This is a genomic window from Polaromonas sp. (assembly GCF_031411155.1).
Taxonomy (GTDB): Bacteria; Pseudomonadota; Gammaproteobacteria; order Burkholderiales; family Burkholderiaceae_C; genus Polaromonas.
Genome location: NZ_JANOAL010000247.1, coordinates 1 through 14,722 on the forward strand (window position 1 = coordinate 1; position 14,722 = coordinate 14,722).

The 14,722-nt window shown below is 62.9% G+C and carries 17 protein-coding genes; 9 read left to right on the plus strand and 8 right to left on the minus strand.

The annotated features are described in order from the left end of the window. Positions 1 to 569, plus strand: a 569-nt coding sequence (locus RMO23_RS15000; protein ID WP_309683160.1) for an AEC family transporter, incomplete at its 5' end; no start/stop codon positions are given. A gap of 90 nt (positions 570 to 659) precedes the next feature. Here RMO23_RS15000 and queG read toward each other — a convergent pair. Further along, the gene (gene queG, locus RMO23_RS15005) at positions 660 to 1,712 is read right to left on the minus strand and encodes a tRNA epoxyqueuosine(34) reductase QueG (RefSeq protein ID WP_309683200.1); all 1,053 of its coding nucleotides are present in this window, start codon (positions 1,710 to 1,712) and stop codon (positions 660 to 662) included. A gap of 27 nt (positions 1,713 to 1,739) precedes the next feature. Here queG and tsaE point away from each other — a divergent pair, with 27 nt between their 5' ends. The 3 genes from tsaE (at position 1,740) to RMO23_RS15020 (ending at position 4,034) form a co-directional block, all read left to right on the plus strand. Next, a complete protein-coding gene (tsaE, locus tag RMO23_RS15010; protein WP_309683162.1) occupies positions 1,740 to 2,234 on the plus strand; it encodes a tRNA (adenosine(37)-N6)-threonylcarbamoyltransferase complex ATPase subunit type 1 TsaE in 495 nt (164 codons plus the stop codon). Then, positions 2,231 to 3,610 carry an N-acetylmuramoyl-L-alanine amidase gene (locus RMO23_RS15015; protein WP_309683163.1) on the plus strand — a complete coding sequence of 460 codons (1,380 nt, stop codon included), beginning with the start codon at positions 2,231 to 2,233 and terminating at the stop codon, positions 3,608 to 3,610. Before tsaE ends, RMO23_RS15015 begins: the two co-directional genes overlap by 4 nt. A 211-nt stretch (positions 3,611 to 3,821) precedes the next feature. After that, positions 3,822 to 4,034 carry a glycine zipper 2TM domain-containing protein gene (locus tag RMO23_RS15020; RefSeq protein WP_309683166.1) on the plus strand — a complete coding sequence of 71 codons (213 nt, stop codon included), beginning with the start codon at positions 3,822 to 3,824 and terminating at the stop codon, positions 4,032 to 4,034. Between the two features lie 160 nt (positions 4,035 to 4,194). Here RMO23_RS15020 and RMO23_RS15025 read toward each other — a convergent pair whose 3' ends face one another. The 6 genes from RMO23_RS15025 to RMO23_RS15050 all read right to left on the minus strand — a co-directional run bounded on the left by RMO23_RS15025 (position 4,195) and on the right by RMO23_RS15050 (position 9,394). Then, entirely contained in the window at positions 4,195 to 4,509 is a 315-nt protein-coding gene (locus RMO23_RS15025; protein WP_309683169.1) for a high-potential iron-sulfur protein, read from the minus strand. A 33-nt stretch (positions 4,510 to 4,542) separates the two neighbouring features. Beyond that, complete coding sequence (locus RMO23_RS15030) at positions 4,543 to 5,013, minus strand: hypothetical protein (RefSeq protein WP_309683171.1); 471 nt, start codon at positions 5,011 to 5,013, stop codon at positions 4,543 to 4,545. 50 nt (positions 5,014 to 5,063) lie between these two features. Next, positions 5,064 to 6,161, minus strand: coding sequence for a metallophosphoesterase (locus tag RMO23_RS15035; RefSeq protein ID WP_309683172.1), 1,098 nt, complete (start codon positions 6,159 to 6,161; stop codon positions 5,064 to 5,066). Between the two features lie 284 nt (positions 6,162 to 6,445). After that, positions 6,446 to 6,925, minus strand: a complete 480-nt coding sequence (locus tag RMO23_RS15040; protein WP_309683175.1) for an aromatic-ring-hydroxylating dioxygenase subunit beta — start codon at positions 6,923 to 6,925, stop codon at positions 6,446 to 6,448. Next, the gene (locus tag RMO23_RS15045; RefSeq protein ID WP_309683177.1) at positions 6,922 to 8,268 is read right to left on the minus strand and encodes an aromatic ring-hydroxylating dioxygenase subunit alpha; all 1,347 of its coding nucleotides are present in this window, start codon (positions 8,266 to 8,268) and stop codon (positions 6,922 to 6,924) included. The genes RMO23_RS15040 and RMO23_RS15045 overlap by 4 nt, the downstream gene beginning before the upstream one ends. Before the next feature lie 97 nt (positions 8,269 to 8,365). Beyond that, a complete protein-coding gene (locus RMO23_RS15050; protein WP_309683180.1) occupies positions 8,366 to 9,394 on the minus strand; it encodes a PfkB family carbohydrate kinase in 1,029 nt (342 codons plus the stop codon). A gap of 119 nt (positions 9,395 to 9,513) precedes the next feature. On the opposite strand from RMO23_RS15050, the gene RMO23_RS15055 reads away from it, so the two are divergent. The 5 genes from RMO23_RS15055 to RMO23_RS15075 all read left to right on the plus strand — a co-directional run bounded on the left by RMO23_RS15055 (position 9,514) and on the right by RMO23_RS15075 (position 14,084). Beyond that, a complete protein-coding gene (locus tag RMO23_RS15055; protein WP_309683182.1) occupies positions 9,514 to 10,503 on the plus strand; it encodes a substrate-binding domain-containing protein in 990 nt (329 codons plus the stop codon). Between the two features lie 98 nt (positions 10,504 to 10,601). Beyond that, positions 10,602 to 11,558 (plus strand): ABC transporter permease, encoded by a 957-nt coding sequence (locus RMO23_RS15060; RefSeq protein WP_309683185.1) that lies wholly within the window; start codon positions 10,602 to 10,604, stop codon positions 11,556 to 11,558. Continuing rightward, positions 11,558 to 12,379 (plus strand): ATP-binding cassette domain-containing protein, encoded by an 822-nt coding sequence (locus RMO23_RS15065; protein ID WP_309683187.1) that lies wholly within the window; start codon positions 11,558 to 11,560, stop codon positions 12,377 to 12,379. The genes RMO23_RS15060 and RMO23_RS15065 overlap by 1 nt, the downstream gene beginning before the upstream one ends. Positions 12,380 to 12,405: 26 nt before the next feature. Further along, positions 12,406 to 12,858 carry an RbsD/FucU domain-containing protein gene (locus RMO23_RS15070; protein ID WP_309683191.1) on the plus strand — a complete coding sequence of 151 codons (453 nt, stop codon included), beginning with the start codon at positions 12,406 to 12,408 and terminating at the stop codon, positions 12,856 to 12,858. Then, positions 12,855 to 14,084, plus strand: a complete 1,230-nt coding sequence (locus RMO23_RS15075; RefSeq protein ID WP_405041613.1) for an ROK family protein — start codon at positions 12,855 to 12,857, stop codon at positions 14,082 to 14,084. The genes RMO23_RS15070 and RMO23_RS15075 overlap by 4 nt, the downstream gene beginning before the upstream one ends. Before the next feature lie 11 nt (positions 14,085 to 14,095). Here the strand turns inward: RMO23_RS15075 and RMO23_RS15080 are convergent. Continuing rightward, on the minus strand, positions 14,096 to 14,722 hold a 627-nt coding region (locus tag RMO23_RS15080), incomplete at its 5' end, for a VTT domain-containing protein (RefSeq protein WP_309683196.1).

The following is a 14,722-nucleotide window of genomic DNA, read 5'->3' on the forward strand; positions in this document are numbered from 1 at the left end:
TGGCGCTGGCCGACCGGCTGGCGGGCAGCCAGGGCGTGCTGCTGATTGCGGTGCTGATTGGGGTCTGCGTGCCGCTGTCCAACGTGGCCGCGGTGTGGCCCATGGCCCGGCACGCCCAGCGCGGCTTTCTGCGCGAACTGGTGCGCAACCCGCTGATTCTGGCCACCGCCAGCGGACTGGTGGCCAATCTGCTGGGCTTTGCCCTGCCGGTATGGCTGGAGCCCACGGTGACCCGCATTGGCGCGGCGTCGCTGGCGCTGGGCCTGATGGCCGCTGGCGCCGGCATGCAGTTTGTCCATCTGGCGCAAGCCAAAACGCTGGCGCTGGCGCTGCTGGCGATCAAGCACTTTCTGCTGCCGCTGGTGGCGCTGGGCCTGACCCGGCTGTTTGGTCTGTCAGCCACCCAAAGCACCGTGCTGCTGGCCTTTTCCGCGCTGCCCACGGCTTCCAGCGCCTATGTGCTGGCGGCGCGCATGGGTTACAACGGCGGCTATGTGGCGGGTCTGGTGACCCTGTCCACCATGCTGGGAGTCGTTAGTTTGCCGTTTGCGCTGGGTGTGCTGCGCTGACGCCAATACTCCCCCAAAAACCAGATTGCTATAAATTTGATAGCTGTATACGCACGATCTAACTGGGCTAGAGGCCAATTTCGTTAACATTTACTGCGCAAGAGCCCATTCCACATGCTCCCGCACCAGCTCGCTCGGGTGATGGGCGCGGGCCTGCAAGGCCGGGCGCAGGGGGTCATCGGCCGCCGGGCCGCTTGCGCGCAGCGCGTTGCCCATCGCCACCGCAATGTTGCGCAGCCAGCGCGCATGGCCAATGCGGCGAATCGGGCTGCCCTCGGTGAGGCGCAAAAACTCGGCCTCGGTCCAGCCGAACAGGGTCACGAGCTGCTGGCCCGTCAGACCCTGGCGCTCATCAAAATCAGGCAGGGCGCTGCGCTGGGCAAACTTGTTCCAGGGGCAGATCAGCTGGCAGTCGTCGCAGCCGTAAATGCGATTGCCCATCAGCGGGCGCAGCTCCAGCGGAATCGGCCCGGCATGTTCAATCGTGAGGTAAGAAATGCAACGCCTTGCGTCCAGCTTGTAGGGCGCGATGATGGCCTGCGTCGGACAGACATCGATGCAGGCGCTGCAACTGCCGCAATGCGGCGTCACCGGTTCGCTGGGCGGCAAGGCAATGTCGACATAAATCTCGCCCAGAAAAAACATCGAACCGGCCTCGCGGTTCAGTAGCAGCGTGTGCTTGCCGCGCCAGCCCTGGCCGCTTCTGGCCGCCAGCTCGGCCTCCAGCACCGGGGCCGAGTCGGTGAAGGCGCGGTGGCCCAGGGTTTCGACATGCGCCGCTATCCGTTCGCTAAGCGTTTGCAGGCGCGCGCGCATGACCTTGTGGTAGTCGCGGCCACGGGCATAGACCGAGACAATGCCTTCAGTGGGGCGTTGCAGGCGGCTGAACTCCAGGGCCTGCCATTCGCCAGGCGCGGCGGGTGTGGACGACGGCAGGTAGTCCATGCGGGCGGTGATGACGCTGACGGTGCCCGGAATCAGCTCGGCCGGCCGCGCCCGTTTCAGGCCATGCGCCGCCATGTACTGCATGTCGCCGTGAAAGCCGGCGGCCAGCCAGGCCGATAATCCGGCTTCGGCCGACGACAAATCAACGCCAGCAATGCCGACTTGCGAAAATCCGAGCTCCCGCGCCCAAGTCTGAATTTGATGTACAAACCGATGATTGAGTTGATGACTGTTCTGGACCACCCGTTGATTGTAAAAAACATTGCCTGGCGGGGCGAGGACGCGACGCTGGCCTTTGCCCAGGCGCTGGCCCGGCAACCGGCGATTGGCCACGCGCTGATTGAGCTGCAGGGCGACCTGGGCGCCGGCAAAACCACCTTGGTGCGGCATCTGCTCAAAAGCCTGGGCGTCGAGGGCCGCATCAAAAGCCCGACCTATACGGTGGTGGAGCCCTACACCCTGGGCGCGGCCAGCCTGCAGCCAGGGCTCAACATCTGGCATTTTGATTTTTACCGCTTCAACGACCCGCGCGAGTGGGAAGAAGCCGGCCTGCGCGACATTTTTGCCAGCCCCGGCCTCAAGCTGGTGGAATGGCCCGAAAAAGCCGGCCCCCATCTACCGCCGCCCGATCTGCTGCTCAAAATTGAGGTGCTGGACGATGACGCCCGCGCCGTCACCCTGACCGCGCATACCGCCATCGGCGCAGAACTGCTGGCATGAACCACGAAGCCACCGGCCCCCTCGATCGGCCCAGCCGCCCAAGCCGCAGAAAAGCCCTGCAGCTGGGCAGCGTCGTGCTGCTGCTGGGCGTGCAGCATATCGCGCGCGGCGCCACGATTGTCGCGGTGCGGGTCTGGCCTTCCAAGGACTACACCCGGCTCACCATCGAGTCCGACGGCGAGATCAAGGCCAGGCAATTTTTTGTGCCCGAGCCGCCACGGCTGGCGGTGGACATTGAAGGCATTGACCTGATTCCGGCCCTGCGCGAGCTGGTGGCCAAGGTGAAATCGGACGATCCGAACATCTCGGGCATTCGCGTGGGGCAAAATGCACCGGGCGTGGTGCGGCTCGTCATTGACCTCAAGCAGCCGATGCTGCCGCAGGTGTTTACGCTGCCGCCAGTGGCCGCCTACCAGCACCGGCTGGTGTTTGACCTGTACCCGGCGCTGCCGGTGGACCCGCTGGAGGCCCTGATTGCCGAGCAGCTGTCGGACAAGCCGACGGCGCCGGGCCCCGCGTCCAGCGCGGGCAGCGATCCGCTCGGCGAGCTCATCGCCAGGCAAACCGGAAAACCGCCGGGCAGGCCCGCCGACGTCAGGCCGCCTGCGGGCACGGCGCCCCGGCCGCCCGCCGGCGAGCCGCCCACGGTTGGCAAAGCCAAGACCGACCGCCTCGTCATCGTGGCGCTGGACCCGGGCCATGGCGGCGAAGATTCGGGCGCGGTGGGGCCGGGCGGCACGCGCGAGAAAGACGTGGTGCTGCAGATTGCGCACCGGTTGCGCGAGCGCATCAACCAGCAACCCAACATGCGCGCCTACCTCACGCGCGACGCCGATTTTTTTGTGCCGCTGCATGTGCGGGTGCAAAAGGCGCGTCGCGTGCAGGCCGACCTGTTCATCAGCATCCATGCCGATGCCTTCTTCACCGCCCGGCCCCAGGGCGCCAGCGTCTTTGCGCTCAGCGAGAAAGGCGCGTCGAGCAGCGCCGCGCGCTGGATTGCCGACAAGGAAAACTCGGCCGACCTGGTCGGCGGCGTCAATGTCAAGGCCAAGGATGCGCAGGTACAAAAAGCCCTGCTCGACATGAGCACCACGGCGCAGATCAATGACAGCCTGAAACTGGGAAGCGCGATGCTGGGCGAGATCGGCAATGTTGGCAAGCTGCACAAGCCGCGGGTCGAGCAGGCCGGCTTTGCCGTGCTGAAGGCACCCGACATACCGAGCGTGCTGGTTGAAACCGCCTTCATCAGCAACCCCGATGAAGAAGCCAGGCTGGGCAGCGAGGATTACCAGATCCGTCTGGCCGATGCCCTGATGCGCGGCATCACCCGCTACTTTGCGCGCAACCCGCCGCTGGCGCGCAATCGCGCCCTGTAGGGTCGGGCAAGAGCTCAAACCCAAGAATTTGCAACGCGTTTGATGGCGCGATTGGGCCACCGCCACCGACAGGGGCCGATGGCCTTCTCCTACATGCCTGGTCCGCCACCGCATCTACAGTGAAGTCACAGGCAAAGCGAGGACACAAAGGCGTAAACCGCGTCACTGTCCGCAGCAAGTCAGCCTGAAACTTTAGGCAAAGGTAAACCCCATGAACACGAAACTCCTGATGTCCGCAGTCGCTGCTTCTTTCATTGCATTGACCGGCTGCGCAAGCAACCCCACCAACGCGCAAATTGGCACGGCCACAGGCGCAGTGCTTGGCGGCGTGGTCGGTAACGCTGCTTTCGGCAGCACACTCGGCACCGTAGGCGGCGCAGCGGCCGGCGCGCTGATCGGCAACGAGGTCGGCAAAAAACGCTAAGCCCTTGCCAACACCCGTCAATGATGCCGCCAAGAGCGTCAGACGGGCTGGATCAGTGGGTTGAGATCGTCTCGATGTCACACACAAGCGACTCGCTTATTCCGGCGAGCCGCTTTTTTTGGGCGCGCTTGTCGAATCGCGGCCGAGGTCAGACCCGGATTCATGCGGCTTTCATGTACGCACTGCACCACCCTTCACCACTGACCAGTTTCCCCGGAAAAATGGCGCACGATCCAGGCGCTGCAGTCGGCTGCTTGGCCCGAAACATCTGGCATGAGGCACATTTCTGCCCGGCGGCGTAGTTCGGAAAACTCGCGCTTTCAACCTTGCTGGCGTCCGCCCGGTAGCCCAGAGCGCTGGCCTGGGGACTGGTTTCCAGAAGCAGGGAGGCCTCTGACTGTGCCAGATCCACGGCGACTAGACCTGCCGTGCCGAGAATGGACTGGATGGTAAAAATTCTGCGATTGATTTTCATGGCTCTTCCTTCAAAAGTGGGGCTCGCTGCATATCAAGGCCCGGGGACACCGATCTCCATGGTCTGGCCGCGACTTTCATAGGCCTGGTAGGCTTCCAGCGCCGTTAAATCCGCGCTGCCAATTTCCTGACTGTCACCCCGCATGGCGGCAACGATGCACCAGTTGATGAACTCCTGAACCGTCACCACCCGGCGGAATTGCTGCTTGAACTTGGGAAAGGTTTCGGGATGCGTGGCAGCGCCGTTGGGATGGCACATATTGCAATTCTGGCCGTTGGTGCCCAGCTGGCGGTCCTTCCACAGCACCTCGCCGCGCCTGATCACCTTGTCGGTCTCTTCCCTGGTCTTGCGCACCAGTTCCGGGTCCAGCTTCGGACTTTGCACATGTATGCCGCGCGGCAGCTTCGGAGCATCTTGCGGCGTGGCCGCACCATGCCAGGCCAGCGCCAGCGTGATAAGCCCGGCCTGCATCGCGGGCAGCGCGGTTCGGATGATTGCTTGCATGATTCCCTCCGGATGATTCGCTTCGTTCAACACTGATGCGTCGCCTGTCCTCAAGCCGCCGGCGGCTTGAGGGTCCACAAAATATCTTCGTGGCTGACCTTGCCACTGCCGCCTTCTACCCTGGCGATATGCCAGCCCAGGCCGTCGAACAGCAGGGACGGGTTGGGGCGCGGCATCTGGCCGGTCAGCCCCAGCGTGTGATAGCTCTCCGGATAAGGATGAGGCCATGAGGTGGACAAAATGCCGGTGAACTTCATGTTGGCAATCTGGTGCTCCACCAGCTGATGCACATGCGCGTGAAACACCTGAACGTTGCTGAAAGGCCTGAGAATGGCGTGGGCCAGGTCGGCGTCCTGCGTCCAGAAATTCCAGGGCTTGTGGTACTGGTAGAGCGGCACGTGGCTGAAGATCAGGATGGGGGCATCCTTGGGCACATTTGCCAGGTCTTTTTCCATCCAGTCCAGTTGCGCCCTGCCGAGCGCGAAGGTTCCCTGGGCCGGGTCGTTGATATCCCCCGCCACTTTCATCCGCTCTTGCGGGCTCAGTTTGCGGCTGCTCCAGAAATCGCTCAAATTGCAACCGTGCAGCGCCATGATGTGCGCGCCCTTGTGGTCGAACGAGTAATACGGCATGGAACGCCGGATCATGTTCCGCATGTAGTACTCGCCCATGTCCAGGTACCAGTCATGTTCACCCGCCAGGTAGTGAATGGTCGGCTTGAGCCCGGCGATGATCTCCTCAAAATACTTGAATTCTTCCAGCGTACCGTCGGTGATGGCGTCGCCCAGGTACATCACGAAATCGGGCGCCGGGGTCATCGCGTTGATCTGCCTGATCGCTGCCTCCAGCCGGACTTTCATCGGGCCGTTTTTCTTGCCCATGGTGTGGCTGTCTGCAAGAATCGCGAAGGTGAAGTCCTCGACCGCCGTACCTGCGAGGGCAGAGCCCGGAAGCAGCAGGGATGCCAGCGGTGCTGCCGCCAGCGTGACCCCCGACAACCCCAGCGTCTCGATGAATCCCCGGCGGCTCCAGCCGGTGGACAACGCATTGCGACAACCGTCGTAAACGTAACCCTCGCCGGTCACGCCGGTCGAGAAAACCGGGGCATCCGGCTCCCCATTCAGGTCATTTTTGTCCACCGATTTCATGACACCCTCCTGTGACAAGTTGTCAGGGACAGTGTGCGACCCAGCCATATATGTAAGCAATCCCCATAAAAAGTTACTTTTTTTGGGCGAATGGCCGGGCTGGCGTGGCTGTGATTTTGCGGAGTGTGCGCCCGGATTCAGCCGATTACGGTACTCTGCAGACGGTTAAATTCGCCGAACTGTGGCCAACAAAGGCGCATGTGTTTATTTGCGATATTAGTAACCAATTGAAACAGATCGCAATCGCGCGGTTTTCACGGGCCAGGCCGCGGATGGCGAGGCAGTCAAACCGGATAGATCAGCGAATTGAGCACCATCTCGCTGTCGTACACGCAAAGCCGGCGCCGAAATTTCAGGCCGTCGGGTGTCTTCACAATTTCGTCAAGGTAACGTCCGACGTTGTAGACCTCACTGACCCCTGCCGGCCGGGTACGGAACACCGCGTAGTGGGTCTGCGTCATGATCACGCCCGCCTCATTGGAAAGAATCTGCGCCGGGCTGATGAGGTGGCGCATGTAGTAGGGGCCGTGGTAAATGGTTTGCGTGATGCCATAGACCCGGTCTTTCATCATGCCCCGGCTTTCCAGCGCGATCAGCGCCAGCGGCAGGCCCCGGTCAAAATTTTCACGCGCCTGCAGTTTGTAGTGGCCGTCTTCCACAAAGAATCCGGGCCATGCCTCAAAGCGTCCCTCGTCCAGCGCCGCAGCATAGTCGGCATTGAACTGGTCGACCGCATGTTGCAGCAGCAGGGTTTCAAGGTTCATACCGCCATCACCTTTTTCCAGTAGGCATACATGTTGCGAATCAGCGTTTCGGTCACCATGTGCTCGGTCGCTTCAAGGCCGGTGCCGCCCAACTCGCACAGCGTGGCGCCGCCCTCGCCCGCCTGTTCAAAGCCGTCCTGGCTGAACTCGATCACTTCGCCATCATCGGCACTGACGAAACCCGCCGGGCCAAACAGATTGGCCTGGCGCAACCGGCGCTGCGTCATCTCGGGCGTGTCATCGGCAAAGCCAAAATGCGTCCAGACAAAGTCAAACTCGCCCTCGCCGCGCGGCACGATGTGGCGGGTGCTCAATGAGTTCACCTGCTGCTGGATGATCAGGCTGGGAAACAGCGTGATCATGGTCACCGTGGGCGTGATGTCGCTACCAGGCACGGACGGATCGGGGATTGTCCACCAGGTCTCGGGCACCACGTCGAGCAGCCGGTCGTCGTGCAGCGTCATGTTGGCCTTGAAGCTGGTGACGCCTTGCGTCACATCGGTTTTTTCGCCTTCGGTCACCGCCGCATTGCTGCCGCCCTCGTTGCGCCTTGAAATCATCACCGCATGACGGCCCTGGGCATCCATCACCATGCGGCTTTTCTGGTCGGCGCGCCACAGGCCAAAGGTCACGAACCAGGTGTGCAGCAGGCCGGGGTGGTAAGGGTCCTTGATGTTTTCCATCATAAGCTTCCAGTTGCCCGGAATCCGCTGGCGGCTGTAGCCCAGCAGGGTCAATTTGCGCGTGCCGTCAGGGCCTTTAAAAATCCGATCCAGCCACGGCAAGATGCTGGGTCCCAGGTAGGCTTCCAGCGGCTCGGTGTCCTCGCTGAAGGTGGCAAACACCAGGCCATGCAGCACCGCCACACGCAGTTTGGTCAGGCCGTGGTCCTTGAGCTCAAACCCTTCGGGCATGCCGCCATGGACGCAGTCGCCCTCCTTGACGCCGTCCTTGAAGGGCAGGCCCGCCAGATCGCCGTTGAGCTTGTAGGTCCACTGATGGTAGGGGCAGACAAAGCTGCGGGCATTGCCGTGCAGTGTCTGGCAAAAGCGCACGCCGCGGTGGGCGCAGCGATTTTCGACGACACGGATGCCGCTGTCCGTCGCCCGGTCCCTGGGGGCGACCCGGTCGCGCACCATCAGCACCTGACGCTCACCGATATGGCTGAGCTTGTAGTCCCCGACGTTGGGTATCTCGGTTTCAAGGCCGACGTAACTCCAGTGCGCGCCGTAAAAAATTTTCTCCAGCTCGCACTGGTAAAGCTGCGCGTCGGTATAGACCCAAAACGGAATGCGGCTGGAGCCGGGTTCGCTCCAGCGGGAAAATGCTTGCGGTGCGGTCATCACGCCTCGTTGTCTTCAGGGGGCCTGGGTGTTACTTTTCGCTTCCAGAATCAGCCATCAATAATACGCTCACGTATTAATCGTGGCCAGCCTGGCATCAGCCAAACACGCAGGGTACTGCCTCCACCCTGGCCTGCACTTCAAGGCGGGTGGGCGGCACGCAGCCGCTGCGCATCACGCACAGGCTGGCACTGGCCACCGCATGGGCCAGCAGCCGCTGGCCAGCCGCCGCATCCAGCGGCCCCAGCACCGCCCGGGGGCCCTTGGCACCGTCACCCGGCATCGGGCGCGTCAGCAAGGCCGCCACAAAACCCGCCAGAAAGCAGTCGCCGGCGCCCACCGTATCCACCACCTTCAGCGGTTGTGATTCGCGCGCCCGCCACTGCTGGCCGTCCTGCGTCAGCAGGCAGGCGCCCTGCGCGCCCAGCGTCAACACCAGCAGCCGGGCGCCCGTCGCCTTGAGCAAGTGCTGCGCCCGGGCCAGTGCATCGGCGCCTGGTGCGACCAGGTTTTCCAGGTCCTCGTCACTGACCTTGACCACATCGGCAAGCTGCATCGCCGCATGGACATTGCGCCGGTAAGCCTCCATGTCGGGCATCACCGATGGCCGCAGGTTGGCATCCACCACCACGACACGGCCCGCCTCGCGCTGCGCCTGCAGCCACGGCAGATAGTGCGCGGCATCGGCCGGGTCCAGCGCCAGGGCGCCGGTGCAGACCAGCGCCAGGGCGGGCTCCCGCGCGCATAATTGCGTCAGGGTGTCGGCGCTCACGGCCCGGTCGGCCACCCCCTGCCGGTAAAACGCGTAGTCAGGATGCCCGGTATCGTCCAGCGCCACCACCGCCAGCGAGGTGATTTGCGCCACTGGCTCTGGCTGGGCCAGCTGCACGCCGTCGTTGACGACGGCCGCAGCCAGTTGGCGGCCAAAGCGGTCGCGCGAAAAGGGGTTGAGGTAGAGGGTTCCAATGTCCTGCCGTGCCAATGCGCGGGTCAGATTGAATACCGCGCCGCCCAGGCAGGGCTCGTAACGTCCATCGGGCTGGGCAATCAGATCAATCAGGGCCTCACCGGCGCAGGCCACTTGCAGCAAATACCTAGGGTTTTCCATCATCGCAGGGTTTTCCATAACTAAAGTGACTTGATTTAATACATGCATTGCCACTATAGTTCACTGGCATCCACAAGTCATGGGTGCTTTCCCAGGGAATGCACCCTGTTCATTGATTCAACACGGAGACAACTGACATGAAAAAAATGACCACCCTTCTGGTGCTGTCAAGCCTGACACTGGCCACGGCATCGGCCTTCGCCGCCGGTGAGCCAGTGATTGGCCTGATCACCAAAACCGAAACCAATGCCTTTTTCGTCAAGATGAAGGAAGGCGCCGAAGCCGAAGCCAAAAAGCTGGGTGCCAAACTGCTGACCGCCGCCGGCAAATCCGACGGTGACACGGCCGGTCAGATCACGGCCCTGGAAAACATGGCCGCTGCCGGCGCCAAGACCATCTTGATCACCGCCAGCGGCGATGCGATTGGCCCCACCGTCAAAAAATTGCAGGCCAAGGGCGTGCAGGTGATTGCACTGGACAGCCCATTCGAAGGTGCCGACGCGCTGTTTGCCACCGACAACTACAAGGCCGGCGAGCTGATTGGCCAGTATGCCAAGGCCGTCATGGCCGGCAAGCCCGCCAAGATCGCCACGCTCGATCTGTTCCCCGGCCACCCGGTGGGCGCACAGCGTCACAACGGCTTCATGAAGGGCTTCGGTCTGGCCGCGGCAGATGCCAAGTCCAACGAGTTGTCCAAAGACCCCGCCGTGGTGTGCATGGCCGACAGCTTTGGCGACCCGGCCAAAGGCCAGACCGCCATGGAAAACTGCCTGCAAAAGAATCCCGACATCAACGTGGTCTACACCATCAACGAACCTGCCGCTGCCGGCGCCTTCAACGCGCTGAAAAAAGCCGGCAAGGAAAAAGGCGTTACGATTTTGTCGGTGGACGGCGGCTGCCAGGGCATCAAGGACACGGCCTCCGGCATCATCACGGCCACCTCGCAGCAGTACCCCCTGAAAATGGCGGCGCTGGGCGTTGCGGCCGGTGTGAGCTACGCCAAGGGCGGCAAAAAATCGTCGGGTTACACCGACACCGGCGTGACACTGATCTCGGCCAAGGCGGTGCCGGGCGTGGACAGCAAGGACACCAAGACCGGCCTGGACCTGTGCTGGGGCCAGAAGTAAAACCGGCGACCTGATGCCAACAAGCCATCAGGTGTGAGCGGGGCGCGCCCTGGCGTGCCCCATTTTTCCTTGTCTTTCATCCTGCGGGCATTTCATCCATGACCTCAACTTCACGCCATATCCCCTGGGGGGCCTTGGGCCCCTGGCTGGCGCTGCTCGCCACCTGCCTGTTTTTCACCACCCAGTCTGAACGCTTTCTGACCAGCGAGAACCTGTCGCTGGTGCTGCAGCAGGTGATGGTGGTGGGCGTTCTGGCCATCGGCCAGACCCTGATTATTTTGACGGCGGGCATCGACCTGTCCTGCGGCATGGTGATGGCGCTAGGCGGCATGGTGATGACCAAGTTTGCCGTGAACTACGGCATTGACCCCTATGCGGCGATTGCCTGCGGCCTGGCGGTGACCACCGGCTTCGGGCTGGTCAATGGCCTGCTGGTCACCCGTTTCAAGCTGCCGCCCTTCATCGTGACGCTGGGCACGCTGAACATCGCTTTTGCGATCACCCAGATTTTCTCGAACGCGCAAATCATTCCCAACCTTCCGGCCCCGCTGACGGCGCTGGGCGACACCTTCAGCATCGGCAACACCGAAGTCAGCCTGGGCACGGTCACCATGATTGTGCTGTATGTGCTGGCATGGTTTGTACTGCGCGACACCGCGCCCGGCCGCCACCTCTACGCCGTCGGCAACAGCCCTGAAGCGGCACGCCTGACCGGCATTCGGGTTGACCGTGTCCTGGTCTCCGTTTACGCGCTGGCAGGTCTTTTTTACGGCATTGCCGCGCTGCTGTCGGTGGCGCGTACCGGCGTGGGCGACCCCAACGCCGGGCAAACCGAAAACCTCGATGCCATCACCGCCGTGGTGCTGGGCGGCACCAGCCTGTTTGGCGGGCGCGGCATTATTCTGGGCTCCCTGGTCGGCGCGGTGATTGTGGGCGTATTCCGCAATGGCCTGACGCTGATGGGCGTCGCCTCGGTTTATCAAACCATGATTACCGGCATTCTGGTGATTCTGGCGGTCGCGGCCGACCAGATGTCGCGCAAAGGAGCACGTTGATGAACACCAACGCTTCAATCCACGCTTCGGCCAACACCTCAGCGCCGCTCATCATGCAGGCCAAAGGCCTGGTCAAGCGCTATGGTCAGGTGACGGCACTGGACGGCACCGACTTTGAACTGCGTGCCGGTGAAATCCTGGCCGTGATTGGTGACAACGGCGCGGGTAAATCATCGCTGATCAAGGCGCTGTCGGGAGCCACCTTGCCTGACGAAGGTGAGTTGATGCTGGATGGCAAGCTAGTGCACTTCAAGTCACCGATCGATGCGCGCCGCGCCGGCATCGAAACCGTCTACCAGGACCTGGCCGTGGCCCCGGCCATGAGCATTGCCGAAAACCTGTTTCTGGGCCGCGAGATCATCAAGGCCGGCCCGTTGGGCAAACTGCTGCAGCTGCTGGATAAAAAGCAGATGCTGGAGCAGGCAATTGCCCGCATGCAGGAGCTCAAAGTCGGCATTCGCTCCATGACGCAGGCGGTCGAAACACTCTCTGGCGGGCAGCGCCAGTGCGTGGCCGTGGCGCGCGCCGCCGCCTTTGCACAGCATGTGGTGATCATGGACGAGCCGACCGCCGCTCTTGGCGTGAAAGAGGGCAACATGGTGCTGGAGCTGATACGCCGCGTGCGCGACAAAGGCCTGCCGGTGATCTTGATCAGCCACAACATGCCGCATGTGTTTGAAATTGCCGACCGCATTCACATCCAGCGCCTTGGCAAGCGCGCGGCCGTGGTCAACCCCAAACAGATCAGCATGAGCGACACCGTGGCCGTGATGACGGGCGCCAAGGTCGCCGAAGAACTGCCGGAGTCCGCGCTTGCCTGAATTCACATCACACCGGGGAATCGAGCATGCTTAAGGGCATAGACCCCGTGCTCACGCCCGACCTGCTCAAGCTGCTGATGGAGATGGGCCATGACGATGCGCTGGTACTGGCCGATGCCAACTTCACCGCCATGAGCATTGCCGCCGGCAAGCCGGTGCTGCGGCTGCCCGGCATCTGCATGGCGCGGGCGGTGCAGGCAATTCACTCGGTGCTGCCGCTGGCCGTTGACGTCGAGCACCCGGTGGCCTTCATGCAGGTCAGCGGTACCGAAAGCCCTTACCTGTCAGAGCTGCAGCGCGAGGTGCTGGGCGACTTGAGCGCCGATTTGCTGCCCGGCCAGAGCGCCGAGCCGCTGGAACGCTTTGCCTTTTACGACCGCGCTCGCGCTGCCTGCGCCATTGTTCTGACCGGTGAATGCCAGCCTTTTGGCAACTTTATTCTGCGCAAAGGAGTCATCGGCGAAAATCTACGTCCATGACACTTGGCCGCCCCCCACTCCCCGTCGAATCCCGCAAGCTGTTGCGCCCCCGCGGTTCCAACCAGGTGGGGATGCGTGCCTTTAACGAGCGCGTGGTGCTGCAGGCGATCCGCCTCAACGGCAGCCTGCCCAAGGCCGATCTGGCACGCCTGACCGGGCTGACCGCACAAACCATCGGGCTGATCACCACCCGCCTCGAAGACGACGACCTGCTGCTGCGCCATGACCGGGTGCGCGGCCGCATCGGCCAGCCCTCGGTGCCGCTGGCCCTGAACCCCGACGGCGCCTTTTCGGTCGGCATCAAGATTGGCCGGCGCAGCACCGACTGCCTGCTGGTGGACTTCACCGGGCAGGTGCGCCAGCGCCTGTCGCTGGCCTATGCCTTTCCGAACGCGCAGACCCTGATTCCGGTGATCGGCCGGCACCTGGCTGCGCTGCGTGAGGAGCTGGGCCCGCTGGCGCCGCGCCTGGTTGGTGTCGGGGTGGCGGCGCCCCTGCAGTTTGGCGGCTGGCACCGGATGCTGGGCCTGTCAGAAGCCGAGTCCGAAATCTGGAACCGCATCGACCTGGGCGCCGAAGTGCAGGCCATGACCGAACTGCCCGTGATCTTTGCCAAAGACACCGCGGCCGCCTGCGTGGCCGAACTGGTGGCGGGGCGCGGCCGCGACCTGAAAAGCTTTTTGTACCTGTTTGTCGACACCTTCGTGGGCGGCGGCCTGGTGCTCAACTCGCAGCCCCACGTGGGCGTTCACAGCAACGCCGGCGCGGTGGCCTCGTTGCCGCTGGAGACGGCGCGCGCACCAGGCATGCCGCCGCAATTGGTCAGCGAAGCCTCGCTGTGGGAACTGGAGCAGTGCTTTAAAGAGCGCGGCCTCGACCCCAGCGCTGCCTACGACGACCGCGCCATGGAGCCGCCTTTTAGCAGCGACACCAGCGCCTGGATTGACAGGGCCGCCAACGCCCTGGCGCACAGCGTGGTCAGCGCCACCGCCGTGCTCGACATCGACGCGGTGGTGATGGACGGCTCGTTTTGCCGCCCCCTGCTGCAGCGCCTGATTGACAGTACCAATGCGGCGCTGGGCCGCTACAACTGGGAAGGCCTGTGGCCGGCCCATGTAATGGCCGGCAGCATCGGGTCGGACGCCCGCGCGCTGGGCGGCGCGCTGCTGCCGCTGCACGCCAACTTTGCCCCCGACCGCGAACTGTTTCTCAAGGTTGGCGGCTGATCCCGGCGACCTCAGGCCTGGGCCGCCTTGCGCCTGGCCTTCCAGGCGCCCCACATAACGAGCAGGCCCGGAATCAGAATCATGGCCCAGATGATTTTGTCCAGATTGGCCTTGACGAACGGCACGTTGCCGAAAAAGTAGCCCACCGTCACAATGCCGCCCACCCACAGTGCGCCGCCCGTGATGTCATACAGCGTGAACTTGCTGCGCGTCATTTGCGACACACCGGCCACAAACGGGGCAAAGGTGCGCAAAAAAGGCATGAAGCGCGCGGCAATGATGGTGATGCCACCATAGCGCTCGTAAAAGGCGTGCGCCTGGTTGAACGCTTTCTTGTTGAAGAATTTCGAGTCTTCCCACTGAAACACCTTGGGCCCGAAGTAATGGCCGATGGCATAGTTGGACTGGTTACCCAGCACCGCGGCGGCAAACAGCAGGCCCACCGCCAGCGGGTAACTCATCAGGCCCACGCCGCACATGGCGCCCACCACGAACAGCAGCGAATCGCCGGGCAAAAACGGCATCACCACCACGCCGGTTTCGACAAAAATAATCAGAAACAGCAGCCCGTAAACCCAGGCGCCGTAGCTGGTCACAAATACCTCCAGGTGTTTGTCGACGTGGAGGATGAAATCGAT

Excerpts from the sequence above, each read along its gene's own strand:
- RMO23_RS15045 (WP_309683177.1), bottom strand. The coding sequence starts at position 8,268 with ATGACCGCACCGCAAGCATTTTCCCGCTGGAGCGAACCCGGCTCCAGC.
- RMO23_RS15075 (WP_405041613.1), top strand. The coding sequence starts at position 12,855 with ATGACACTTGGCCGCCCCCCACTCCCCGTCGAATCCCGCAAGCTGTTG.
- tsaE (WP_309683162.1), top strand. The coding sequence starts at position 1,740 with ATGACTGTTCTGGACCACCCGTTGATTGTAAAAAACATTGCCTGGCGG.
- RMO23_RS15055 (WP_309683182.1), top strand. The coding sequence starts at position 9,514 with ATGAAAAAAATGACCACCCTTCTGGTGCTGTCAAGCCTGACACTGGCC.
- RMO23_RS15060 (WP_309683185.1), top strand. The coding sequence starts at position 10,602 with ATGACCTCAACTTCACGCCATATCCCCTGGGGGGCCTTGGGCCCCTGG.
- RMO23_RS15030 (WP_309683171.1), bottom strand. The coding sequence starts at position 5,013 with ATGCAAGCAATCATCCGAACCGCGCTGCCCGCGATGCAGGCCGGGCTT.
- RMO23_RS15020 (WP_309683166.1), top strand. The coding sequence starts at position 3,822 with ATGAACACGAAACTCCTGATGTCCGCAGTCGCTGCTTCTTTCATTGCA.
- RMO23_RS15035 (WP_309683172.1), bottom strand. The coding sequence starts at position 6,161 with ATGAAATCGGTGGACAAAAATGACCTGAATGGGGAGCCGGATGCCCCG.
- RMO23_RS15015 (WP_309683163.1), top strand. The coding sequence starts at position 2,231 with ATGAACCACGAAGCCACCGGCCCCCTCGATCGGCCCAGCCGCCCAAGC.
- RMO23_RS15025 (WP_309683169.1), bottom strand. The coding sequence starts at position 4,509 with ATGAAAATCAATCGCAGAATTTTTACCATCCAGTCCATTCTCGGCACG.
- RMO23_RS15065 (WP_309683187.1), top strand. The coding sequence starts at position 11,558 with ATGAACACCAACGCTTCAATCCACGCTTCGGCCAACACCTCAGCGCCG.
- RMO23_RS15070 (WP_309683191.1), top strand. The coding sequence starts at position 12,406 with ATGCTTAAGGGCATAGACCCCGTGCTCACGCCCGACCTGCTCAAGCTG.
- RMO23_RS15040 (WP_309683175.1), bottom strand. The coding sequence starts at position 6,925 with ATGAACCTTGAAACCCTGCTGCTGCAACATGCGGTCGACCAGTTCAAT.
- RMO23_RS15050 (WP_309683180.1), bottom strand. The coding sequence starts at position 9,394 with ATGGAAAACCCTGCGATGATGGAAAACCCTAGGTATTTGCTGCAAGTG.